This window comes from Brevibacterium oceani, assembly GCF_013623835.1.
Classification (GTDB): Bacteria; Actinomycetota; Actinomycetes; order Actinomycetales; family Brevibacteriaceae; genus Brevibacterium; species Brevibacterium oceani.
This window is the reverse complement of record NZ_JABKDE010000001.1, coordinates 620,452-642,684: the sequence shown is the minus strand read 5'-3', so window position 1 is coordinate 642,684 and position 22,233 is coordinate 620,452. Positions and strand designations below refer to the sequence as shown.

Below are 22,233 nucleotides of genomic sequence, written 5' to 3'. Positions count from 1 at the left end.
GATCGACCCATGGTCGATTTCGCACGCTCTCCCCGCTCCACCCTCGGTGTCGAATGGGAACTGGCTCTGTTGGACTCACAGAGCCTGGACCTGACCCCTGCCGCCGAGACTCTGCTGACGGATGTGGCCGAGCATGCTCCCGACTTCGAGAAGAAGATCGTCGGTGAGATGCTCACGAACACCATCGAGCTCGTCACCGGCGTCCACAAACAGGTGTCGACCGTCGCCGAGGATCTGGCTGCCTCGATCGGTGCCCTGCGAAATCTCACCGAGGTTCGCGGCGTCGAGCTCATGTCCGCGGGCACCCATCCGTTCGCGCAGTGGCACACGCAGGAGGTCCGAGCCAAGGATCGGTACCTCGAACTCGTCGACCGCACCCAGTGGTGGGGTCGGAACATGCTCATCTTCGGCGTCCACGTGCATGTCGGCATCGACTCCAGAGACAAGGTGCTGCCGATTGTGAATGCCCTGCTCGCCTACGTCCCGCACCTGCAGGCACTGTCCGCCTCCTCCCCGTTCTGGGGCGGCACGGACACCGGGTACGCCTCGAACCGGGCGATGATGTTCCAGCAGCTGCCCACCGCCGGCCTGCCCTTCCAGTTCGAGCAGTGGTCCGACTACGAGAAGTACGTCGATGACATGCTCACCACCGGCATCATCGACCACATCAACGAGATCCGCTGGGACATCCGTCCCGCCCCGCACTGGGGCACCGTCGAGGTCCGGGTCTGCGACGGACTGCCGACGCTCGAGGAGATCCTCGCGATCACTGCGTTCATCCAGTGCCTCGTCGACGACATGTCGGAACGTCTCGATAACGGGGAGACGCTGCCGACGATGCCCGACTGGTTCCACAACGAGAACAAATGGCGAGCCTCCCGCTACGGCATGGACGCGATCATCATCGAAAATGCCGCAGCCGACGAGCGCCTGGTCACCGAGTGCCTGGCCGATGAGATCGAACGCCTGTCCCCGGTCGCCGAACGCCTCGGCTGCGCCGAGGAGCTGCATTCGATCACCTCGATCATCGAACGCGGGGTGCCCTACCAGCGTCTGCAGAAGGTCTTCGGCGCCACCGGGTCGCTGACCGAAGTGACTCGTTCGCTCATCGGCGACCTGCGCAACTCCTACCGCTGAGGGGTTGCGGGGCGCCGCACGCCGAGACACCGGTGGAGCGCCGAGACACCGGTGCGCACCACAGTGGTCTCGGCGCCGACCTGCCTACTTCATCATTTGTTTGGTCGATCCGCGGCGTTATGAGCGCCTGAACCGCCGTGGATCGACCAAACAGTCCACCGAGGAGGCACTTCGCAACGCGGGCACTGCAACCAAGCGGCAGCCCAGCCACGCCCGCCAAAAGCCACCCCTTCACAGGTGGGGGCGCAGCAGCTCCAGCAGCGTCGGCAGCGCGGCGGCGACTCCCGGGTGCAGCTCGTAATCGTCGAGCTCGTCGAGCGGCACCCACGACAGTTGGATGCTCTCGGGGTCGTTGATGACGGCATCGAAGCGGCGCAGGGTCTTCGCGATCACCGTCGTGTATGACCAGGTGTCGAGATCGAGGACATGCGTCTCGACGATCTCGATGCCGGATCCGTCCTGGTCAGGCACGCCGGCCTCTTCCCAGGACTCGCGAATCGCGGCCTCGACCGCCGACTCCCCCATGTCCCGGGCCCCACCGGGGAAGCCCCAGGTTCCGCCCTCGACCGACCACAGCGCCCGGTGCTGCATGAGCACCCCGCGCTCCGGATCGACGAGCATGAGTCCGGCAGCCCCGTCGAGACCCCAGTGCTTCTTCCCATCCGAACCGTAGGTCCATCCGTCACCCGATCGCCGAGGCGGCCGACCGTCGGGCAGGTGCGTGGACTTCGCCGCCTGTGCGTTCCGTTCGGCGACGCTGTCGAAAGTTGCGCTTTCGGGGTCACCTCCTGCGGCAGCGTTCGGATCGTTCTCAGACGAGGACATGATCGACATCCAATGATGAGACGGCTGCGAAAGACAGATCGCTCGGCCCGATTCCGCGGGAGACGAGCTCGGAGCCGAGGGCAGCGACCATGGCACCGTTGTCGGTGCACAGTTTCAAGGGCGGCACTCGCAGGGTCACCCCAGCCTCAGCGCAGCGTTCAGCGAGCACCTCACGCAAGTGCGAGTTCGCGGCCACTCCCCCGCCGAGGACGACATGGTTAATCCCAGTATCATCCGCGGCCAGCAGGGTCTTGGTCACGAGCACGTCGACGACGGCATCTTCGAACCCGGCGGCGATATCGGCCACGCGCAGGTCGGTTCCGAGCGTTTCGGCCTTCGTCACCTCGCGCAGAGCCGCGGTCTTCAGCCCGGAGAACGAGAAGTTGTACCGGCGCTCCGGATCATGAAGATCCTGCTTCTTCGCCAGCCCGCGCGGGAACGTCACGGCCTTCCGGTCGCCCGGGACGCCGGTGCCGTCAAGCAGCCCGAGAGCAGCCTTCGAGATATTCGGTCCGCCCGGGTAGTTCAGTCCTAACAGGCGTGCGGTCTTGTCGAAGGCCTCACCTGCGGCATCGTCGATCGTGGCGCCGAGGAGTTCGATGTCGGTGACGACATCGCCGATGCGCAGGATCTCCGTGTGTCCTCCGGAGACGAGGAGCGCGATCGTCGGCGTGGTCAGCCCGTCGACGTCCTCGGCGACGAGGTCGACAGCGACGTGTGCGGCGAGGTGGTTGACCCCGTAGAGCGGTTTGTTCAGTGCCGCGGCGAGCCCCTTGGCCGCGCCCACTCCGACCATCAGCGCCCCGGACAATCCCGGGCCGGCGGTGACGGCCACAGCGTCGATGTCGGACAGTTCCACCTCGGCGGTCTCACACGCCGAAGCGATGGCCGGGCCGATGGCCTGCACGTGGGCCCGGGACGCGACCTCGGGCACGACTCCGCCGAAGCGGACGTGTTCGTCCATCGATGAGGACACCGTGTTCGTCAGCAGTGTGCGTCCGCGGACGATGCCGACTCCGGTCTCATCGCAGGAGGATTCGATGCCGAGGACGAGGGGTTCGCTCACGATTCGGCCCCCTCAGCGTCGACCGAATCAGGGCCGTCTCCCGCATCCCCGGCTTCGAGCGCGAGGTCAGAGTAGGCAGCGTTGAGTTCGGGTTCGGTCGCCTCGGCGATGTTGACGCCGAGGCTGCGGGCAAACAGGCGCAGGTGGGTGTCCCACATGGGTCCGAATTCGGTCGCTTGCGCGCGGGCGGTGTCGACATCGGCCGCGGTCTGGGTGAACACGAGCAGAGTCTCCTCACCCGTTTCGCCTTCGAGCGGCAGAAGCCGGATTCCGAGCACCCCGAAGTCGTCGAGTTCGAGCAGCACGTGGTCGTACTCTTCGCAGCTGAGCACCGACCCGTTCAGGTCGATGTCTTCAAGTTCGAAGGTGATCGGTCGGGACGCGGGCACGTCGGCGTCATCCCCCGCATCGGACGATTCCTCGCCGAGGCGGAACGGCGCGAACCATGCCGCCGCGGTGCCGCTGTCGGTCAGGGCGTCCCAGACGGTACCGACATCGCGTGCCAGGAGCAGCTCGATGACGAGGTCGGTGCCGTTCTCCCAGCTGACGAGGCGTGGGGAGGGTGTGCTCATTCCTCCACCCACGAATCGTTCAGTGCCGCGATCTCCTCGTCGCTCAGCTGCATCTGCGTGCCGGCAAGCAGCTCGGTGAGCTGTTCGGGCACCCGGGCCGAGGCGATGGTCGAGGGAATGAAGTCGTGGCTGAGCTGCCAGGCGATGGCCGTGGCCGTCATCGTCGCGTTGTGGGCCGAGGCGACGTCGTGGAGAGCCTCGAGGGCGCCGAGTGCCTTCTGATCCTCGACGAATCCTTCGACTCGTTCGCCGCGGACGCTGCCGGTGGCATCTCCGCCGGTGTGCTTGCCGGTGAGGAACCCGGAGGCCAGGGAGTGGAACGGCAGTTCGGCGATCCCTTCGGAGCGCAGGTACGCCTGCTTCTGTTCGTCGACGGCGGCGCGGGAGACGAGGTTGAACCGGTCCTGGACGACGCGGTAGCAGGCCAGGGAGAACTTCGTGGAGATCTTCCTCGCCGACTGCAGCCTCTCGAGGCTGAAATTCGAGGCGCCGAGGTAGCTGACCTTCCCCGAGCGGACGAGAGCGTCGAAGGTCTCGGCGACGGCGACCTGGTCGACCTCGTCATCGTCGACATGGGCGTAGTAGACATCGATGTGGTCGGTGCCCAGTCGGCGCAGCGAGTCATCGACGCAGTCGCGGATGTTCGCCGGGTCGAGACCTTTGTGCTTCGGGTGCATGCCGACCTTCGTCGCGATGACCATCTCGTCACGGTTGCCACGGGATTTCATCCATTCGCCGATGATCGTCTCTGATTCTCCGCCGGAGTTGCCGTCGACCCAGACCGAGTAGGCGTCGGCGGTGTCGATGAAGTTTCCGCCTGCCGCAGCGTAGGCGTCGAGGACCGCGAAGCTCTGGTCCCGATCCGCACCCCAGCCGAAGGGATTGCCACCCAGCTGAAGAGGATGGACGGAGAGATCGGTATCTGCCAATTGCACACGTGTCATGCCTCCAGCCTACCCTCCCGACAATGTGGACCAGGGCCCGGTTCACGGTGAGAAACACCGCGCACCGAGCCCTGACCCGACCGTTTTCGCACCCTCAGACGAGGTCGGAGGGATCGAGCCCGATGTGGCGGCGGATTCCCGACCGGATGCCGAATCCGGCCACGATCGCGACGGCCAGTCCCGTGCCCATGACGATCCAAGCGCGCACAGGCACCTCGGACGCGGCCCGGACCTCTTCAGCCTCCTCGGCGAAGATGGTGTCGTCGTCGAAGTCGCTGCCCTTGTCCGACTTCTTATCCGAGGCGGCCTTGCCTGCCCCACCGGCAGAACCGCCTCCACCGGCGCCGCCACCAGCTTGGCCGGCTCCCTGCTGGCCACCGGCACCCGAAGCATTCTGGGCGGGAGCGCCGTTGCCGGCTGCCGCGTTGTAGTCCCCGGCACCCGGCTCGTAGTCTCCGAGAGAGATGGTCATCGGTTCGGCCGGTTTGTAGGGATCGCGGACACCATCGGAGGTGAACCAGTACGAGTACTGGCCGGTCTTGTGCTGGAAGTCGACGAAGTCCTGTGGGAAGGCACCCCAGTAGTCGGAGTTCTCACCGGACTTCTTCGCCTGCGCCGAGGCGTTCTCATCCGCACCGCCGACTGAACCGCCCGAGGACCCTGATTTGCCCTTGTTGTCGTACTTCACGCCGAGGTAGTCGGGAGTAGCCGTGATGTGCCCGTCGTCGAGGAGTGCGTCGATGTCGATGTTTGTGAAGTTGGCCATCGTGATCGACTCGGGTTTGAGGGTGACCCACTTCGAGGAGTCGAACATGTCGGCACCGTACCCGCTGAGGCTGGCGACGAGTCTGCCCTGTCCGTTCGCGTCGACCTCGAGCTTCGGGTCGGTCGCCGACCAGTAGGTCATGCCGCCGTAGAAGGCGACGGTGAAGCTGCCCTTCCACTGCACGGTCACGCCGTCATCGGACTCACTGACCTCGCCGTTCTTGATCGCCAATCGGGATTGAGTCCACGAACCCTTGCGCGAGGTCGATACGGCTTCGCCGGATGAGTCCTGGCATCGGGAGTCCCACGAGGCTTCCTTGAACGTCGATCCGGTCGGCTTCTGAATGGTCACGTTCCCGGACTTCGACTTGTAGAAGCCGCCCCCACCTGAGGGCCAGACACGGGCGCTTCCGGAGTCCTTGGCCTTGCCAGCCGAGAGGAAGTTGCAGCCGCCGTAGAACGCGCCTCCGTTGGTCTCCTTATTCAGTGACCAGTACAGGGTTGCCGTTCCATCGCCTGCTGTCTTCTTGTCGTCGCCCTTCCCGTCATCGCCCTTATCGTCATCGCCCTTGTCCCCATTGTCATCGTCCCCGGGATCGTCTGGGTTTGGCGTATGGTCGCCGTCGCCTGGTTCTTCGACTGACTCTGTGTAGCTGACTTTGAGCGGATTGGTCTTCTTCCGCGGCTGGATCGAAGTCTTCGAGCCCGCCGTCGTGTACCAATAGGAGTCCTGCCCGGTATCGACATTGAAGTCGATCCAGTCCTGAGGCATCGCACCCCACCAGGACTCATTTTCGTCGGACTTCTTAGACTGTGGATTGCGACCGTCTATGTTGGTGGAAACGCCGAGGAAGTCCGGTGTGAACTCGAAGCCTTTCTCGGTGATGTCGACATCGCCCTTCTTGAGGTTAACGATCACCTTGTTCTTCTTGGGACTGAGCTTCCTCCAGATGCTGGGGTCGTCCATGTCGGCGCCGTAGCCCGAGTAGGTGCCAGTGATCGTGCCCTGGCCGTCCTTGATTTCGAGCTTCGGATCCGAAATCGTCCAGTAGGTCATGCCTCCGTAATAGACGATCGTCCACGATCCCTTCCACTGGATCGAGGCGTTGTCGGCGTCAGGATCGATGGTTCCGCTGCCGTTGGTGATTCGGACGCTGTCTCCGGTGTGGTTGGGATCAGACGTCGTGTTCGTCGCTCCGTTGACCTTCTTACCGTCAGCGGTCTGGCACCTGGATCCAAAGGTGTTGTAGGTGTTGTTGGTCTTGACAATAGAGACGTTGCCGTCCGTGAAGTTGCCCGAGTCGTCCATTCCGACGAGCTTCTTCGTGTCCGCTTCCGTCCAGACGTGCGAGAACTCGGCGTCGCCGGCCGCGCCCGCGGCGAGGAAGTTGCACCCGCCGAAGTACGATCCGCCTGTCGACTCATCGTTGATTGACCAGTCGAAGACCGCGTCGTCGATCGCTTGCTCGCCCGTCGCGTCCTGACTCGGATCCGTCGTGGAGGTCGCCCTAGGTACCGAATACGGCGCGGTGACCGCTTGTACGGGACCGGTGAGACCGAAACCCAACAGCCCCAGAGCCGCGATCCCGGCCGCGGTGCGCGTGAATATCCTGCCCCTGCGAGAGGAGGTGTGAGTGTGCATCGTCGTACCTCGTCCGTTCTCGTCCAGGTGGACGGTCCGTTCGCGTCTCATGATTTCGTCGTCGGGATGGTGGTGGTCTCAGCGTCGTCCGCGGCCACTCGGGTGAGGACCCGCGTGTCCTTGTGATCCTCCGGGCCGGTCTCTCCCACCGAGGCGGCCCCGCCGTTCCCCGAATCCGTACCGTCGGCGTTCGGCCCGGTACCGGCAGAGACGACGCCTCCGGTGTAGAAGCTCGGCGCCGCACCGACACCGTCGCCTCCGCTGCGGTTGCCCGCCGTCTTCCGGTCCTCGTCCTCGAAGAAGGCGATGACCTGCGGCGGGAGCTTCCCGTTGCCGGGGCCGAGACTCTGATGGTTCGCGTGCGCCACGGCACGTTCGGAACCACGTTCGAGCTTGGCCAGCTGCAGCTTCTTCTTCCGCTGCATCGCCAGTCGGCGCTTGGCCAGCTTGTGCTGGGTCCGGATACGCTTGCGCTCGCGCCGGTCGCGTTCCTTCTCCATCGCCGCCGGGCTGACGCCGAGCAGCAGGCTCTTGGCCGCGAGGTAGCCGCCGATGCCGAACCCGAGACCGATCGCGATGATCGACCCGAGCACGAGCACTCCGGCGAGGATCGCGAAGAAGATCAGCCATGAGGTGCTCATCGGAGGTTCACTGGCCACCGGCGCCACATTCGGGTTCTGTGCAGGGTCGACGGTCTGCCCGTCGCCCCCACCGGAACCACTGCCGGAACCGCTGCCGGACCCGCCGCTGGCGCTCGTCGTCTCGGCCTGATCCCCCGAGGCGGCCTCATCGTCCTTCTTCTCGTCTTTGTTCTCCGACGACGTCTTCTCGTCGTCGGTCTTCTCCGCATCCGCGCCCGCAGCCGCCCCGGAGGCGGCGAAGTCGACAGGAGTGAAGGATTCGTTGTTCGCATTGTCGACGCCGTGGGCACCGATCGTGATGATCCCGCACTGGACCTCGCCGCAGTCGACCTGCGTCTCGTTCTGCGACCGGTCATAGGTGGTGAACTTCTCACCGGGGACCTTGATGGTTCCGCTCCAGGTGCCGTTAGCCGCGATCTTGCCCCCGTTGGCCGCATACTCTGTGCTCGAGCCCGGGAAGGCCACGAACAGTTGGTATCCGGCCGGTTTGGTCTCATCGTCGTAGACGTAGCGGTAGTTCGTTCCCGTGACTCCGCCCTTGCTCGGCCGCCAACTTCCGGAGGAGTCGTCGACCCAGCCGAAGAGGACGTAGATCCCGCCGAACCCGCCTTCGACGGATTGGAAGCCGGACCCCGAGAGTTTGAGTTCGGACTCGCCATCGGCCTTCGGGGTGCCAGACACGGACACCTTCGGAGCCGCCTCGGCGGGGGCCGGATTGATGATCGTCGCCGTCAGGCCCACGGCCACGGCCAACAGCGTCGAGATCGTGATGAGCGCGAGGATCCGCTTCACCGGCACCGAGGCGATTGTCCGGTCGAGTGCGTTGTCAAGCATGGGTCAGTCCTCCTTTCGGCCGGCCCGCACGGGCACGACCAGCGGTGCTCCGGTGTTCGGGTCGGCCACGATGGATACGGGGTAGTCGTAGACGTCGCTGATGCGATCGGCGGTGAGCACCTCGGCGGGTGGCCCGTCGGCGATGATCGACCCGTCGGAGATCATCGCGATGCGATCCGCGTAGGCACCGGCGAGGTCGAGGTTGTGGACGATGATGACCACGGCTCCCCCGGTGGAGGCGTAGTCGCGGGCCTGCTGGAGGACGAGCTCCTGATGGCGAATGTCCATCGGCGCGGTCGGTTCGTCGAGCAGCAGCGCCGGGGTCGCCTGCGCGAGCACACGGGCCAGGGCCACGCGAGCCTTCTCACCACCGGACAGAGAGGTGAACTTCCGGGCCGCGAACTGCACGGTCTCGGTCCGCGACATCGAACCGGCGACGATGAGATCGTCGTGTTGGGATTCGCGCATGCCCGCCCACGGGGAGCGGCCCATCTCGACGACCTCGAGGACGGTGAACGGGAACGCCATCCCGATGTCCTGGAGGAGGACCGCCCGGCGCATCGCCAGTTCGCGGGTCGACCAGGAGTACTCCACCTCGTCATCGATGAAGACCTTGCCGGCGTCGAGCTCGACGTCGGCGGTGATGACATTGACCAGGGTCGATTTGCCGGCACCGTTGGGGCCGACGATGGCCAGCACCTCCCCGCACCGGATGTCGAGGTCGATCCCGGCCAGAATCGTGCGTTCGCCGAAGCTGACCTCGGCTCCGCGCACGGAGATGATCGGCTTGCCGGCGACGGGGAAGTCCGGACGGCGAACGGCAGATCTGCCTACGCTGATGATGCTCATGCCCAACCTCCGGATTCCTTGCGGCTGCGTCTGATGAGGTAGAAGAAGAACGGTCCGCCGACCAGTGAAGTGAGCATGCCGATGGGCAGATCGGCGAACTCGACGAGGGTGCGGGCGGCGAGGTCGGCGATCGAGAGCAGCACGGCACCGCCGAGCACGCTGGCCGGCAGCAGCAGCCGGTGGCCGGGCCCGATGATCATGCGGATGATGTGCGGGACGACGAGGCCGACGAAGGCGATGATCCCGCAGAATGCGACCGCCGCGGATACCAGCAGAGCGACGACGGCCATGACGATGATGCGCAGGCGTTCGACGTTGATGCCGACGTGGCGGGCGCTCTTCTCTCCCAGTGAGAGGATGTCGAGGCCCGGTGCCAGGGTCTGGGCGATGATGATCCCGAACACGATGAGCGGGAGGATGAGTCCGACCTGGGACCACAGGCTGCCGTTGAAGCTGCCCATCTGCCAGAACACGATCTGCTCCCTCGCCGAGGTCGGTGCAGCGAAGGTGATGTACGCGATCGCGGCCCCGGCGATGGCATTGACCGCGACACCCGTGAGCACGAGCGTGATCACCTCCGTCCGCCCACCCGAACGGGAGACCGTGTAGACGATGAAGGTCGTGATCAGGCCGCTGACGAAGGCGAAGGTCGGGGTCGTGAACGCACCGAGGAACGACCAGCCGAAGAGGATCGAGGCGCTGGCGCCGACCGCGGCACCCGAGGAGACTCCGACGACGCCGGGTTCGGCCAGCGGGTTGCCGAAGACACCCTGCATCATCGCACCGGCCACGGCGAGCGCGGCACCGACGAGGACGGTCATGACCACACGAGGGAAGCGCACCTGCCACAGTGCCTCTTCACCGAATTCGTGGCTCGGTCCCGGCAGCCAGTCGAGACCGATCTTGTTCAGCAGGGAGCCGACGACCTCGAGCGGCGGGATGAAGAGCTGGCCGATCGCGGCGGAGAGCACGCACGCGGAGATGAGAGCGATGATGAGGATGAGGAACAGTGTTCCTGCCCGCGCGGTGCGCTGACCGCGGATGCGCCCGAGGTCGAGGCCGTCTCCCTTCCCGACGGGGTCGCCCTCTCTGGCGGGATTGCCCTCGCCGAGGCGGTCGCGACGGGATCGACGCAGCGAGCTGTCCCGTATCTCGGTGGACTCACTCATGCTTTGTCATCGTCCAATTCCTCATTGATCTCTTTCAGACGCTTTTCGATCGACTTCGGCGGGTGGTCCGGGTGGTAGGCGAGGTCGGGGGCATGGATCGCGGTGCCGAGTGCCGCGAGCACCTGCGCCGACCGCGGGCCGAAGCTCATCACTTCGTAGTCGCTCATGTCGACGAGTCGTCGGTTCTTCCCGGCCGGGGTCTGTTTGATGCCGGGCAGTTCGAGCGCCTTGTCGATGCCACCGACCGAGGCGAGCCCCAGGGTCATGACGATGATGACGTCGGGTGCGGCCTTGATGAGGGCCTCGGAGTTCGTCGGGGACATGCCTTCGAAGCCGACCTCGGCGGCGACGTCGCGGGCAGAGACGGACTGGATGAGCGAGTCCGCTCCGGAACCGACGCCGAACCAGTAGTAGATGTTGCCGCGCAGGTAGAGGAAGACCGTCCGCGGCCGATCTGCCGGGTCCTCGGGGGCGAGCTTCGCGACGGCCTTCTGCGTGTCGTTGATCTCGCGGACGGTGCGTTCGGCGAGCTTCTCTCCGAGACCCGGAACGCCGAGCGCATCGGCGACCTCCCTGATCTGCGGACCGGCCGAGCGCACACCCTCGGAGTAGGACGAGGAGATGAAGATCACAGGAATGCCGGCATTGCGCAGCTGCAGCTGGGCGTCATACGGGCCGATCGTCGTATCCGTGAGGATGACATCGGGCGAGAGCGCGAGCACCGCCTCGGCGTTGATCTCGTGCCCACCCTGGGTGATCAGCGGCAGCTGCTCGGCTCCGGGGACGAGCTGGGTGAAGTCGGTGGCGATGTCACGGCCGACGAGGTTGCAGCCGAAGCCGAGGCCGACCACGGCGGCGGCGATACCGCCGTTCTGGTTCATCGCGAGGATCCGGTCGGTCTTCTTCACCGTCTGCTCGGGGCCGTCGTTGCTCTTCACCGTCACCGGCAGGTTCGCTTCGTGTGCTGCTGTGTCGGAGACGGGCGGGATCTCCCCCGCCTGGGTGTACGCGGTCGTCTGCCCCTTGATCGATGTCGGGTCCGGCAGTGCCGAACGGTCGACGTCGGGAACATCGGGCATATTCGGCGTCGACCGGGCCGGCGGCTGCTGACAGCCGCCCTCACCTTGGGCGTTGATCGAACCGATGTTGTGGATTCCGTTGTTCCACAGCAGGACTGCCAGCACCAGACCACCGGCGAGCCAGGCGGTGCGGCGGAACGACCGTCGGCGCACAGTCCTGCGCAAAGACCACTTCTGCATGAGTTACTCGACTACTTCTCAAAGTCATTTAGTTAAGGTAAGGCTACCCATTCATAAGTGAGGCTTGCCTTGGCTTTTTAGGTTATATCTGTGTAGTCTATTTACCGTTCAGCAAATCCACAACTTCTGCTGATGATGAATCCAGGATCTTTTCGGATGCCTGGCACCACGCGGTCTCCGCCGTGTTTGACGTTGAAAATGAGGAGAATCTATGACGCACAAGAGTGCGCGCGCACGGGCCCCGAAGGCACGGCGCTTCACTTCGCCGCTGGCGACAGGAGCGGCGATCGCGGCTGCCACCGGACTGCTGGGCATGGGCATGAGCGCCCCGGCGTTCGGCGCTGTCGAGAAGACCGTCGACGATGCCGTATTCAGCTGGTCAGTCAACAACGAGTCCACCGGCGGCGCCTACTTCGGCGGGTGCAACTTCCTCGTTGCCGGTGAGGCTGGGGATGCGGGCATGGCCCGCATCTGGACCGCCGCCGATGCTGGAAAGGTCTATCCGGTCGACGGCGACGGCAACTTCGTCGACGGTAACACCTCGATCGTGAAGACGAACGGCAAGAAATCGAACTTCGAGAATCGCTGCAAGACCGGCGAAGGCGAAACGGTCAAGGGCACCAACGCCGAAGCGGAGAACAATCACAGCGGCGATCACATCGAAATCGCCAACGGCACCGGCACCATCGATGCCGACAGCGACACCGCATCTATCCAGTGGGAAGGTTCGTGGACGTTCGCCTACTACGGCGGCATGACCTACTGGTCGATCTCCGATCCGAAGCTCGAGGTCAAAGACGGCAAGGGCACCATCACGGGCACCTACTCGGGCTTCGGCACGGACATGGACGACACGTCGATCTGGAAGAAGCTGGATGCACGTGACGGTGACATCGTCGAAATCCAAAAGGGATCGGTCGACGTCACGGACGATGGCTTCGAGTTCACCCCTGACTACCTCGGCGTTGAGACCGATACGGCCGGACGCAACCCGCAGTCGCCGAAGTCGGCCGAGAACGAGTCCTGGTGGGGCGCGATGCCGCAGGACTGGATCGACTTCAACGTCGAGACCGGTCAGGACTCGTACTGGTACACCACGGCAGGGGCGGCCAACTCGCTGCAGCCGCGGAAGAAGACCAATCCGCTCACGGTCGAATACACCGCGCAGGCCCCGGCACCCGATGTTTCGACCTCGCACTCGGTGAAGTCGGCGAGCGCCGAGGACGGGCTCATCGTCAACGTCACGGGAGACGGCTACGACAACCTCCCCGATGCCAGCACCGGCAAGCCTTCGGCGGGCGCTTATGCGGCGATCGTCGATCGCGAGCTCGCGAGCAAAGACGTCACGGACGGCAACACGACCGCCGTGCAGTACGTGATGCCCCCGCAGATCAAGGACGGCAAGATCGACGTCGATGTCACGGCGGAGACCGCCGACCTCGATGAGTCCAAGGACTACGACGTGCTCACCTGGGTCGCCCACGGTCTGCCCACCGGTGACGCCGAGCTCTACCGCGCACCCATCGAACTGACCGATGAGCAGAAGAACGCGCTGTTCCCCGGTGAGGACGAAGAGTCCGACAACGACAGCGAAGGCACTGACGACGGTGCGACCGACGGTGCCGAGGCCGGCGACGAGGGCGCAGCCGATGCAGCCGAAGGCGAGGCCGACGGTGCCGAAGCCGGCGACGACGGTGCAGCTGACGCCGCCGAAGGCGAAGCCGACGACAAGGGTGCAGCCGATGCCGCCGAAGGCGACACCGACGGCGCCGAGTCCGACGACAATGGTTCTGCCGACGCTGCCGAAGGCAGCGATGACGGTGCAGCCGATGCCGCTGAAGGAAGCGACGACGGCGCTGCCGACGCCGCCGAGGGTGAGGCCGATGATAAGGGCGCAGCTGATGCCGCCGAAGGTGACGACGACGGCTCGAAGGCCGCCGCTGACGCCGACGGCAAGGCCGACGGCTCCGACTCGGACGCCGGTGGCTCCGCCGACGGAGATGACTCCGATGCCGGCTCCGACGGAGACGAGGACAAGCCTGCCAAGCCTGTCGTCAAGGACCAGACCGTCGGCGAGGACCGACTCGTCAAGGGCACGACCACCCCGAACGCAGAGGTGAACCTCGCATGGACCCCCGTGGTCGAGAAGGACGCCGGCAGCCAGATCAAGGCCTTCGCCGCGACTGTTCCCAGCGAGGACAACGTCACGGTGACCGCCGACGGTGAAGGCAACTTCTCCACCAAGGCACCGAGCGCGAAGGGCACGTACGCCTACTCGGCCATCGCCACGGTCGACGGTGTGCCGTCCGACCCCGCCGAGTTCACCGTCACGGTGAACGAAGACGAGGCCGCCGATGACGATGCCGGCAGCGAAGGCGACTCGGACAGCGGATCCGCCGATGGTGCCGAGGCCGGTTCCGATGGTGGTTCGAGCGCATCCGAGGGTGCGGCCGACGGTTCCGAAGCAGACGCTTCCGGCTCCGACGACAGCGCAGGTTCGGACTCGGACGGTTCAGGGTCCGCAGGTTCGGGCTCCGCAGCGTCGTCCACAGGAGGATCCGCCTCGGGCAGCTCCGACGGCAGCTCGAATCTCCCGCGCACCGGCGCCGATCTGATGACTCTGCCGATCGCTCTCGGTCTGATCGTCCTCGGCGCAGGATCCGTACTGTTCTCGCGGATGCGCAAGCGCTAAACTGGTCTCAAACAAGTAATGTAGTGAGACAGCGAGTCCGCCTCGGTTCGAAGCGAGAGTTTCGAACCGGGGCGGGCTCACCCCTAAGTTCGACCATCGCGGTCCCTCGTTCGGGTCGACGATCACTCATTGAGGAAACATCATGTCTCAACCGTTCTCAGCTCGCCTCAAGGCCAGCACCGCCATTATCCACGACGAGGTCGAGCACACCACCTTCATGGTCGACCTCATGGAAGGACGACTGGACTCGCGGGCGTATGCCCTCCTTCTCAAGCAGTACGAGGTCATCTATGCCGTGCTCGAGTCCCAGTCGCGGACGTTCGCCGACGACCCGGTCTTCGCGCCCTTCCACGACGTGAACCTCTTCCGCTCCGAACGCATCGCAGCTGACCTGGCCGCGCTCGGCGGTGAGGATCTGCCCGTGATGCCCAGCGCCACCGCCTACGCCGACCACCTCGCGGGACTGGAGCGTCCCGAGCAGGTCATCGCTCACCATTACACGCGCTACCTCGGTGATCTCTCCGGCGGTCAGGCGATCGGCGCCCTTATGGGTCGGCACTACAGTCTGCCGGTCGAGACCCTGACGATGTGGGACTTCACAGCGCTGGGCAAGACGAAGCCGTACAAGGATTCCTACCGCCGCCTCCTCGACGAGGTGGCAGCGACCGGCGGCGATGAGCAGATCGTCATCGACGAGACGATGGAGGCCTTCCGCCTCAACGGCGCCCTCCTCGTCGACCTCACCGAGGCGACGGAACTGCGGGCGGTCCCGGTCGCCTAGTCGCCGATCCGCAGACGCATGAGAACGGCCGCGGCGCCCGGATAGTAATCCGGGCGCCGTCCCCATTCAACGAATCCGCGGGAGGCGTAGAGACCCAGCGCCGAGGTGTTGCGTTCGTCGACCTCGAGATGGACGACCTCCGCCCCGCGGTCCTTCGCCCAGCCGATCCCCGCGTCGAGCAGGGCCCGCCCGATGCCCCGCCCGCGGGCAGCCTCGGTGGTGGCGATGGTCATGACATCGGCTTCAGCACCGGATAAGGACATGACGATCCACCCGGCCAGCTCCCCCACCGAGGCGGCGGTGCCCTCCGTCGCGGTCGAACCGTCGACAGTGTCGTCCGGATCCGATTCCCCCACCGAGGCGGTCCTGGCCGCGAGCATGATCGTGCCGTGCTGTGCCTTGACCGACCAGTAGTACCCGGGTGTCCACGCGGTGGGGCCGAAGACGGCCGCATCCTGATCGGCAACCTCGGCGAGGTCCCACCAGGGCAGCTCGGCGATGGTCGTCGCTGCGGTCATCTCAGGGAGCTCTCACGCACCGGGGTCGGTTTCGCATCGGGATCACGCAGGTATTCGGGGATCGGCTCGCTCAACTCCCGACCGGCGGAGAGCTCCCGCGCAGCCGCGAACGCGAGGAATTCGGCACGCGGATCAGTGAGGTCCTCGAGCGACGGAGCGCCGAGGGTCTCGGGGTAGAGAAGGAAGCCGCGACCGAGCCGCTGACCGATCCGATCGACAGCAGCATCCGTCGGCTCGTGTGCGGCACCGGCGGGGTCGAACACATAGTTGTGCTCGGCGAGGACGGCGGCGACCTCGGCGGGCCTGGCGACGAACGGTCCCGCACTCAGGGACGCGTCGACCGAATCATAGACGCTGAAATAGACCTCTTTGCGGCGGGCGTCGGAGGCGATGAGCACGGGGCGCTCGGTGCCGGTCGCACTGTCAGTGCCTGTCGCCCCGTCAGAGGTGCTGCGCACGAGTTCTTCGGCGATCGCCGCCTGCGACATCAGTCCCCTGACGGGGATGCCGCGGGCTTGGCCGACGGCGATGCCGGCCGCGATGCCGACCCGCAGCCCTGTGAACGGACCCGGTCCGATGCCGACGACGACGAGTTCGGGCGACGCGTCCGCCTTGAGCACACGGGCGAGCGCAGGCCCGATGAACTCGACGTGTCGACGCTGGTCATCGGCCTGTTCGGCGGCGATGACCGTGTCAGTGTCGGTGTCGACGAGTGCCACGGAGGCCGACTGCGAGGTGTCGATGCTGAGAATGATCATGAAGCGTCTCCCTCGGTTGTGATGCCCTCAAGCGCTGAGATCCCGGCGTGCACGCGGACCATTCTTCCCGACCATGAGTCGCCGTGGCCGGTGAGGTCGACGGTGCGCCGTTCGTCCTCGATCTCGTCGTCAGCGGCGGTGCCGGTGTCGGCCACGTCGTCTGCGGCCCAGACCGGGGTGATGGTGATCTCGAGGTAGTCGGTGCTCAGCTGCTCGGCGAGTCCGGCACCCCATTCGACGACGGTGATCGACTCATCGAGTTCGGAGTCGAGGTCGAGGTCTTCGAGCTCCTCCCCGTCGGCCAGCCGGTAGGCGTCGACGTGGACGAGGGCCGGTCCACCGGAACGCGAGGGGTGTTCGCGGGCGATGATGAACGTCGGCGAGGTGATCCGCCCCGAGACGTCGAGCGCCCGCCCCAACGACTGGGTGAAGGTCGTCTTCCCGGCACCGAGGTTGCCCGTGAGGATGAGCAGGTCACCGGCGCGCAGGTGCCCGGCGAGCTCCTCGGCGAAAGTGCGCATGTCCGCAAGCGATCCGAGGCGCGCCCTCATCGCTCGACACCGTCCGTCGAGGCCGGCTGCCGGCCGGCCGATTCTGCGCCGGCCGACTCCGCACCAGCCGATTCTGCACTGTCCCCGCGGGCGAACCGCTGCACGCGGGCGCTGAGCTGGGTGACGATCTCGTAGTTGATCGTGTCCGCCCAGGTCCCCCACTCGGCGGCGCTGGGTCCGCCGGGGCCGAAGATGACGACCTCGTCGCCGATGGCCACCTCGTCGTTCCCGGTTCCGAGGTCGATGATCATCTGGTCCATGGCGATGCGCCCGACGACGGGGTATCGGCGCCCGCGGATGGCCACCTCGGCGCGGTTGGATGCCGCACGGGGAAGCCCGTCTCCGTACCCGCCGGGCACGAGCGCGAAGCGGGTGTCGGTCGCGGCCGTGAACGTCAGCCCGTAGGAAGCGCCGTGACCCGCGGGAATGTCCTTGAGGTTGATGACCGTCGAGAGCAGCCGCAGCGCCGGGCGCAGCCCGAGGGCCGCAGCGTCCCCGTCTGCGAGCGGGGAGAGACCGTAGAGCGCCAGCCCGACCCTGGCCGAGGTGCCCGGGCATGGGCCGAGGGTGAGCGCGCCCGGTGAGTTCGCGATGTGCACATCGAGTTCCTCCGATTCGCCGAGGCGGCCGTCCGCGGCGTCGAGCACGGCCCGCAGCTGCCCGTGGGCGGAGGAGAAGACCGCGCTCTGGGCGGCGGTCTCGGGGCGTTCGGGTTCGTCGGCGACGGCGAAGTGACTCATGATGCCGACGATGCAGATGCCGGGTGCGGCAGCCGCGTGGCTCGGATCGCCGGGTCGAGCGTAGTCGGCATCTGCGCTCTGACGACGCTCCTCGTCATGGCGGCGCAGCCAGTCGAAGGCGCGGACGAGGTCGTCCGGGGCCAGCCCGTTGCGGCCGAGACCGGTGTCGATCTTCAGATGCAGTCGAGCGGTGGTACCGGTGCGCAGGGCCGCCTCGGCGAGGCGGTCGAGGCTGCCGACGGTGGAGACGCCGAGGGCGATTTCGGCCTGCAGCGCCGCATCGAGGTCGGTGGTGGGTCCGTAGAGCCAGGCGAGGATCTGCGCCTCGGGACCGAGCAACTCGCGCAGCTGCAGTGCTTCGGTGATGGTGGCCACGCAGAACTCGCGCCATCCGGCTGCGAACAGTGCCGGGGCGACGATGTCGACGCCGTGGCCGTAAGCATTGGCCTTGACGACCCATTTGAGGCGGGCGGGGGCGAGCCGCTCGGCGAGGACGGAGGCATTGTCGCGCAGGGCCGCCTCGTCGATCTCTGCTCGCACGAGAGCCTCGGGAATGTCGAAAGATGTCACTGAACAAGACTACCGCCGACACCATGTTGCCGACCTCACCGGTGGTTAGGATGAACCCCCGCACGTCTCGGCGACCCTGCCGAGGTGCGCGGACCCAACCGATGACAAAGGAGAAGTCATGCACACCACCACATCCGCCCGCACCCTCTCATCCGCCCGCACCCTGGCCATGGTGCTCGTGACCGCGCTGTTCGCCGCGGTCCTCACCCTTGCCTCGGGTGCCGGGGCAGCCTCGGCGGCGTCGAAGTACTGCACCGGCATCGAATCGAACTCGAAGGTCACGGCCGGCAAGGCCATCGAGGTCAAACAGCGTACGACGATCACCGCCGACATCTACCTGTGCTCGAAGTCCGGGTCACGCTACGTCCGCGACAGCGGTCCGTACAAGGCGCGGCTGGGCTACAACGGGACGACGGCGAGCAAGCGCGAGGGTGACGGGAAGACCCCGAAGGGCGTGTTCTGGATGCGCGACGGCTTCGGCACCTCGGCGAACCCGGGCCTGAAGAAGACGTGGACGAAGGTCACTCGCGATCACGTCTGGGTCGATGGCACGGCCACCAAGGCACAGGGGTACAACACGATGCAGCTGAAGTCGAAGGGCTACAAGGGCGAATCGCTCTACCAGCCGAAGCCGTACAAGTACGCCCAGGTCATCGGGTACAACGAGGCCCGTACCCCGGGCAAGGGATCGGCGATCTTCCTCCATGCAAACACCGCGTCGATGAAGACCGCCGGATGCGTGTCGATGTACGAGGCGAGCCTCGTCAAGGCGATGAAGTGGGAGGGGTCGACGAAGACGCAGATCGTCATTCACTGAGTGGAGGTGCTCGGTTCAGTCGGTGGCGCGGATGAGCTCGTCGACCACCTCGGCGATGGCATCGGCGAAACCGGCCGCGGTGATCGCCCGTCGGCCGGCCTCGTTGTGCAGCAGCACCGCGAGTCCGGCCAGGCGAGCCCACTGCCGCGGCGGCAGCGCTGCTTCGTCACCGCCGTAGCGAGCGCGCGCCGAGGCGATCGCGCACAGCGTCCCGAGGACCCCGGCGAGCACGTCCCCAGCCCCGGCCGTGGCAAGGCTCGCCGGGCCCGGTTCGGGGAGGACGACGAAGCCGTCGGGCGCGGCGATGACCGTGTGGTGGCCCTTGAGCAGGACGATCGTCCCGGTCAGCTCCGCTGCCTGCCTGGCCCACCCGACCGGGTCCTGACCGATCCTGCCTGCGGTGATGATCTCGCCGAGGAGGCGGCTGAGCAACCGTGCCAGCTCACCGGCGTGCGGGGTGATGATGAGAGGGCGGTGCGCCAGCCAGGTGCCGGCCATCGCCTCGGCGCGGCCGACCATGTCCAGTCCCCCGGCGTCGATGACGACCGGGGTGTTCGTGTCGCTCAGTCCGTCGACGACGGCTTGGACGTAGTCGGATTCGGGGTCGCCAGGCCCCAGCACGACCGCGTCGACCCGACCGGAGGCGCTGACCACTTCGGGGTGGAGGCCGATGACGAACTCGGCGACGAGCGGGGATCCGAGATAGCGGACCATCCCGGCTCCGGAATTCACCGCAGAGGTGGTCGTGAGCACGCCGGCCCCCGGATAGTCTTCGGAACCGGCGAGGACCCCGGTGATGCCGCGGGAGTATTTGTGCCCGGTCGGATCGGGGCGGGGGAAGTCAGCGGCGAGGTCGGCTGAGTCGAGGAGTTCGGCGTCGGCGAGCTCCGGGTCGAGGTCGAGCCCGATGTCGATGACGTCGATGGAGCCGGTGAACTCGGCGATGCGGGGGTCGACGAGTTCGGATTTGAGACCGCCGAAGGTCACGGTCCGATCGGCGTGGAGCCGCTGGTCGGTGCCGACAGAGTGTGCACCGTCCGAGCCTGCATCCTCGGGGCCGGGATCGAGGTCGGAGGGGACGTCGACGGCGATGAGGCGACCGATTCGGTGCGGGGCCCAGTCGGCGATGAGTGCGGCGATATGGTCGGGCAGTCCGCGCCTGCCCCCGGTGCCGAGTATCCCATCGAGGACGAGGTCGGCCCGGGTCAGTTCACGCAGGACGTCGGTGCGGGAGGTGCCGGTGGAGGCAGCGCCGGTGCGGGACTCGGGACGGTCGGCCGCCTCGGTGGCGGTGGAGGAGGCGCCATCCTCAGTCGGCGTGAACGCGATGACCTGGGCTCCGGCACTGCGGGCCGCGGCGAGTCCCTCGGCGTGGGTGCGGTCGAAGAGGGTGATGACCGTGACGGCCGCACCGCGCCGGGCGAGCGTGGCCGCTGCGAAGAGGGCGTCACCGGCGTTGTTGCCGGGTCCGGCCAACACGCTCACGCGGATCCCGGTCACTCGGCCGTGGTCGGCTTTGAGTGTCTCAAGACAGATGTTGGCCAGGGCACGGGCGGCACGGGCCATGAGCGGGACACCGGCGTCGAGGAGGGGCTCCTCGGCGTCGCGGATGACCTGACTGGGATAGGCAAACACACTCATCGCTGCTCCTTCACGTCCATCCCTGCACCGTATGCCGTTTCCCCCCTCCGGGGCCAGAGCCGACCGTGGTGAGGGGCCGGTGCTCTCAGTCCTCGGCCAGCTGGGCGAGCCGGCGTCCGGCAAGATGGGCGAGGAACAGTGCCTGGTCGGCCAGACCGTCGTCGCTGTGGCGAGCGCGTGGCGAATGGTTGGCTTCGCGTTCGTCGACAGGGAGGTTCGGCAGCGCCACGCCGAAGTGTCCGTAGGCGCCGGGGACGGCGTCGAGGACGCGGGAGAAGTCTTCGGAGCCGGGCAGCGGGTTGGCCTTGCGCACGGTCCTCTCCTCACCGAAGAGGTCGGTGAACGTGGCCAGGAAGAATTCGGCTTCGGCGTCGTTGTTGATCGTCGGGGGAAGGATCTGCTCGTAGTCCACCTCGGCGGTGAGACCGTGGGCGGCGACGAGGTCACGGACGAGGTTCGGCAGCTCCACCTCGGCGCGGGAGGTCACGGCTTCGGAGAACGTGCGGACGCTGACGACGAGGCGGGCACTGTCGGGGATGACGTTCGGGGCGGTGCCGCCGTTGAACTGGCCGACGGTGACGACGAGCGGGTCGAAGATGTCGAAGCGGCGGGTGACGTATTCCTGCAGCTGGCCGACGAGCATGGCGCCGACCTGGATGGGGTCTTTGCCGGTGGCGGGGCGGGAGGCGTGCGTGCCTTTGCCGTGGACGGTGATCGTCATCTTCGAGAACGCCGCCATATAGGACCCGGGACGGGAGCTGGCGACTCCGAGGTCGGCGTCGGCGGAGACGTGGATGCCGAAGGCGGCCTTGACCCGGGGTCCGGCGGCGTCGAGGACGCCTTCGTCGATCATCTTCCCTGCCCCGTCGTAGCCTTCTTCGCCGGGTTGGAACATGAACACGACGTCGCCGGGCAGGGAGTCACGGTCGCGGTGGAGGAGTTTGAGTGCACCGACGAGGCCGGCGGTGTGGAGGTCGTGGCCGCAGGCGTGCATCCTCCCCGAGGTGGCCGCGAAGTCGAATCCGGTCGCCTCGTTCACGGGCAGTCCGTCCATGTCCCCACGCAGGAGGACGGCGGGCACCACACCGGTCGAGTCTTCCGTGCGGGCGCCGCCGCGGAGGACGACGGTGATCGAGGACAGGTTCTCGCCCGTGCTGACTTCCACGTCGAGGCCTTCGATGGCGTCGAGGACGAGTTTCTGCGTGGTCGGCAGGTCGAGGCCGACCTCGACGTTCTCGTGGAGTGCGCGGCGAAGAGTGACCAAGCCGGGCGCGATGTCCGCGGCATCCTCGGCGGTGGGCAGGTGGATGGTGGGTGTGGGGGTAGCCGCAGCGGCGTTGGCGTCGTTCGCGGTGGGAGTGTTGTCGGCATCGTTGGGAAGTGAGCTCATGGTGCTGAGTCTATTACCCAGCAGGCGCAGGCGGATTGAGACTGGGCGTTGGTCTTGTCAGGCCGGACACCT

General features: G+C 66.4%; 19 protein-coding genes. 4 read left to right on the top strand and 15 right to left on the bottom strand.

Annotated features, from left to right (window positions below; genetic code table 11):
- Nucleotides 1-9: 9 nt before the first annotated feature.
- Entirely contained in the window at nucleotides 10-1,137 is a 1,128-nt protein-coding gene (locus HK401_RS02990) for a glutamate--cysteine ligase (RefSeq protein WP_181273163.1), read from the top strand.
- A gap of 231 nt (nucleotides 1,138-1,368) precedes the next feature.
- Here the strand turns inward: HK401_RS02990 and HK401_RS02985 are convergent, their stop codons facing one another.
- From HK401_RS02985 to HK401_RS02945, 9 genes are all read right to left on the bottom strand, one after another.
- Entirely contained in the window at nucleotides 1,369-1,962 is a 594-nt protein-coding gene (locus HK401_RS02985; RefSeq protein WP_181273161.1) for an NUDIX domain-containing protein, read from the bottom strand.
- Complete coding sequence (gene tsaD / locus HK401_RS02980) at nucleotides 1,949-3,028, bottom strand: tRNA (adenosine(37)-N6)-threonylcarbamoyltransferase complex transferase subunit TsaD (protein ID WP_181273159.1); 1,080 nt, start codon at nucleotides 3,026-3,028, stop codon at nucleotides 1,949-1,951. Before tsaD ends, HK401_RS02985 begins: the two co-directional genes overlap by 14 nt.
- Complete coding sequence (locus tag HK401_RS02975) at nucleotides 3,025-3,600, bottom strand: SRPBCC family protein (protein ID WP_181273157.1); 576 nt, start codon at nucleotides 3,598-3,600, stop codon at nucleotides 3,025-3,027. Before HK401_RS02975 ends, tsaD begins: the two co-directional genes overlap by 4 nt.
- On the bottom strand, nucleotides 3,597-4,544 hold the full coding sequence (locus HK401_RS02970; protein WP_219921651.1) for an aldo/keto reductase: 948 nt from the start codon (nucleotides 4,542-4,544) through the stop codon (nucleotides 3,597-3,599). The genes HK401_RS02975 and HK401_RS02970 overlap by 4 nt, the downstream gene beginning before the upstream one ends.
- A 94-nt stretch (nucleotides 4,545-4,638) precedes the next feature.
- Entirely contained in the window at nucleotides 4,639-6,951 is a 2,313-nt protein-coding gene (locus HK401_RS02965; protein ID WP_181273155.1) for an HtaA domain-containing protein, read from the bottom strand.
- Between the two features lie 47 nt (nucleotides 6,952-6,998).
- Nucleotides 6,999-8,426, bottom strand: a complete 1,428-nt coding sequence (locus HK401_RS02960) for a hypothetical protein (protein ID WP_181273153.1) — start codon at nucleotides 8,424-8,426, stop codon at nucleotides 6,999-7,001.
- A gap of 3 nt (nucleotides 8,427-8,429) precedes the next feature.
- On the bottom strand, nucleotides 8,430-9,275 hold the full coding sequence (locus HK401_RS02955) for a heme ABC transporter ATP-binding protein (protein ID WP_181273152.1): 846 nt from the start codon (nucleotides 9,273-9,275) through the stop codon (nucleotides 8,430-8,432).
- Nucleotides 9,272-10,444, bottom strand: coding sequence for a FecCD family ABC transporter permease (locus tag HK401_RS02950; RefSeq protein ID WP_181273150.1), 1,173 nt, complete (start codon nucleotides 10,442-10,444; stop codon nucleotides 9,272-9,274). The genes HK401_RS02955 and HK401_RS02950 overlap by 4 nt, the downstream gene beginning before the upstream one ends.
- On the bottom strand, nucleotides 10,441-11,703 hold the full coding sequence (locus tag HK401_RS02945; protein ID WP_181273149.1) for a heme/hemin ABC transporter substrate-binding protein: 1,263 nt from the start codon (nucleotides 11,701-11,703) through the stop codon (nucleotides 10,441-10,443). The genes HK401_RS02950 and HK401_RS02945 overlap by 4 nt, the downstream gene beginning before the upstream one ends.
- A gap of 211 nt (nucleotides 11,704-11,914) precedes the next feature.
- Between HK401_RS02945 and HK401_RS02940 the strand changes: the two genes are divergently transcribed.
- On the top strand, nucleotides 11,915-14,395 hold the full coding sequence (locus HK401_RS02940) for an LPXTG cell wall anchor domain-containing protein (RefSeq protein WP_181273148.1): 2,481 nt from the start codon (nucleotides 11,915-11,917) through the stop codon (nucleotides 14,393-14,395).
- Nucleotides 14,396-14,537: 142 nt separating this feature from the next.
- A complete protein-coding gene (locus HK401_RS02935; protein ID WP_181273147.1) occupies nucleotides 14,538-15,176 on the top strand; it encodes a biliverdin-producing heme oxygenase in 639 nt (212 codons plus the stop codon).
- On the opposite strand, the gene HK401_RS02930 is transcribed toward HK401_RS02935, so the two are convergent.
- From HK401_RS02930 to alr, 4 genes are read right to left on the bottom strand one after another with little or no spacing between them, the layout of a single operon-like run.
- Nucleotides 15,173-15,694 (bottom strand): GNAT family N-acetyltransferase, encoded by a 522-nt coding sequence (locus HK401_RS02930; RefSeq protein ID WP_181273145.1) that lies wholly within the window; start codon nucleotides 15,692-15,694, stop codon nucleotides 15,173-15,175. The two genes, HK401_RS02935 and HK401_RS02930, sit on opposite strands and share 4 nt — an antisense overlap.
- Nucleotides 15,691-16,452 (bottom strand): tRNA (adenosine(37)-N6)-threonylcarbamoyltransferase complex dimerization subunit type 1 TsaB, encoded by a 762-nt coding sequence (tsaB, locus tag HK401_RS02925; RefSeq protein WP_181273144.1) that lies wholly within the window; start codon nucleotides 16,450-16,452, stop codon nucleotides 15,691-15,693. The genes HK401_RS02930 and tsaB overlap by 4 nt, the downstream gene beginning before the upstream one ends.
- Nucleotides 16,449-16,973: a tRNA (adenosine(37)-N6)-threonylcarbamoyltransferase complex ATPase subunit type 1 TsaE gene (gene tsaE / locus HK401_RS02920; protein WP_258233928.1), complete on the bottom strand. Its 525-nt coding sequence runs from the start codon at nucleotides 16,971-16,973 to the stop codon at nucleotides 16,449-16,451. Before tsaE ends, tsaB begins: the two co-directional genes overlap by 4 nt.
- Before the next feature lie 26 nt (nucleotides 16,974-16,999).
- A complete protein-coding gene (alr, locus tag HK401_RS02915; protein ID WP_181273141.1) occupies nucleotides 17,000-18,313 on the bottom strand; it encodes an alanine racemase in 1,314 nt (437 codons plus the stop codon).
- Between the two features lie 118 nt (nucleotides 18,314-18,431).
- Between alr and HK401_RS02910 the strand changes: the two genes are divergently transcribed.
- On the top strand, nucleotides 18,432-19,130 hold the full coding sequence (locus tag HK401_RS02910; RefSeq protein WP_181273139.1) for a hypothetical protein: 699 nt from the start codon (nucleotides 18,432-18,434) through the stop codon (nucleotides 19,128-19,130).
- Nucleotides 19,131-19,145: 15 nt separating this feature from the next.
- Here the strand turns inward: HK401_RS02910 and HK401_RS02905 are convergent, their stop codons facing one another.
- Together HK401_RS02905 and HK401_RS02900 are read right to left on the bottom strand one after the other, a co-directional pair.
- Nucleotides 19,146-20,771: a bifunctional ADP-dependent NAD(P)H-hydrate dehydratase/NAD(P)H-hydrate epimerase gene (locus tag HK401_RS02905; protein WP_181273137.1), complete on the bottom strand. Its 1,626-nt coding sequence runs from the start codon at nucleotides 20,769-20,771 to the stop codon at nucleotides 19,146-19,148.
- Between the two features lie 85 nt (nucleotides 20,772-20,856).
- Nucleotides 20,857-22,161 carry a M20 metallopeptidase family protein gene (locus HK401_RS02900; protein WP_181273135.1) on the bottom strand — a complete coding sequence of 435 codons (1,305 nt, stop codon included), beginning with the start codon at nucleotides 22,159-22,161 and terminating at the stop codon, nucleotides 20,857-20,859.
- Nucleotides 22,162-22,233 lie beyond the last annotated feature (72 nt).

Excerpts from the sequence above, each read along its gene's own strand:
- HK401_RS02990 (WP_181273163.1), top strand. The coding sequence starts at position 10 with ATGGTCGATTTCGCACGCTCTCCCCGCTCCACCCTCGGTGTCGAATGG.
- HK401_RS02985 (WP_181273161.1), bottom strand. The coding sequence starts at position 1,962 with ATGTCCTCGTCTGAGAACGATCCGAACGCTGCCGCAGGAGGTGACCCC.
- HK401_RS02975 (WP_181273157.1), bottom strand. The coding sequence starts at position 3,600 with ATGAGCACACCCTCCCCACGCCTCGTCAGCTGGGAGAACGGCACCGAC.
- HK401_RS02970 (WP_219921651.1), bottom strand. The coding sequence starts at position 4,544 with ATGACACGTGTGCAATTGGCAGATACCGATCTCTCCGTCCATCCTCTT.
- HK401_RS02965 (WP_181273155.1), bottom strand. The coding sequence starts at position 6,951 with ATGCACACTCACACCTCCTCTCGCAGGGGCAGGATATTCACGCGCACC.
- HK401_RS02960 (WP_181273153.1), bottom strand. The coding sequence starts at position 8,426 with ATGCTTGACAACGCACTCGACCGGACAATCGCCTCGGTGCCGGTGAAG.
- HK401_RS02955 (WP_181273152.1), bottom strand. The coding sequence starts at position 9,275 with ATGAGCATCATCAGCGTAGGCAGATCTGCCGTTCGCCGTCCGGACTTC.
- HK401_RS02950 (WP_181273150.1), bottom strand. The coding sequence starts at position 10,444 with ATGAGTGAGTCCACCGAGATACGGGACAGCTCGCTGCGTCGATCCCGT.
- HK401_RS02945 (WP_181273149.1), bottom strand. The coding sequence starts at position 11,703 with ATGCAGAAGTGGTCTTTGCGCAGGACTGTGCGCCGACGGTCGTTCCGC.
- HK401_RS02940 (WP_181273148.1), top strand. The coding sequence starts at position 11,915 with ATGACGCACAAGAGTGCGCGCGCACGGGCCCCGAAGGCACGGCGCTTC.
- HK401_RS02935 (WP_181273147.1), top strand. The coding sequence starts at position 14,538 with ATGTCTCAACCGTTCTCAGCTCGCCTCAAGGCCAGCACCGCCATTATC.
- HK401_RS02930 (WP_181273145.1), bottom strand. The coding sequence starts at position 15,694 with ATGACCGCAGCGACGACCATCGCCGAGCTGCCCTGGTGGGACCTCGCC.
- tsaB (WP_181273144.1), bottom strand. The coding sequence starts at position 16,452 with ATGATCATTCTCAGCATCGACACCTCGCAGTCGGCCTCCGTGGCACTC.
- tsaE (WP_258233928.1), bottom strand. The coding sequence starts at position 16,973 with ATGCGCACTTTCGCCGAGGAGCTCGCCGGGCACCTGCGCGCCGGTGAC.
- HK401_RS02910 (WP_181273139.1), top strand. The coding sequence starts at position 18,432 with ATGCACACCACCACATCCGCCCGCACCCTCTCATCCGCCCGCACCCTG.
- HK401_RS02905 (WP_181273137.1), bottom strand. The coding sequence starts at position 20,771 with ATGAGTGTGTTTGCCTATCCCAGTCAGGTCATCCGCGACGCCGAGGAG.
- HK401_RS02900 (WP_181273135.1), bottom strand. The coding sequence starts at position 22,161 with ATGAGCTCACTTCCCAACGATGCCGACAACACTCCCACCGCGAACGAC.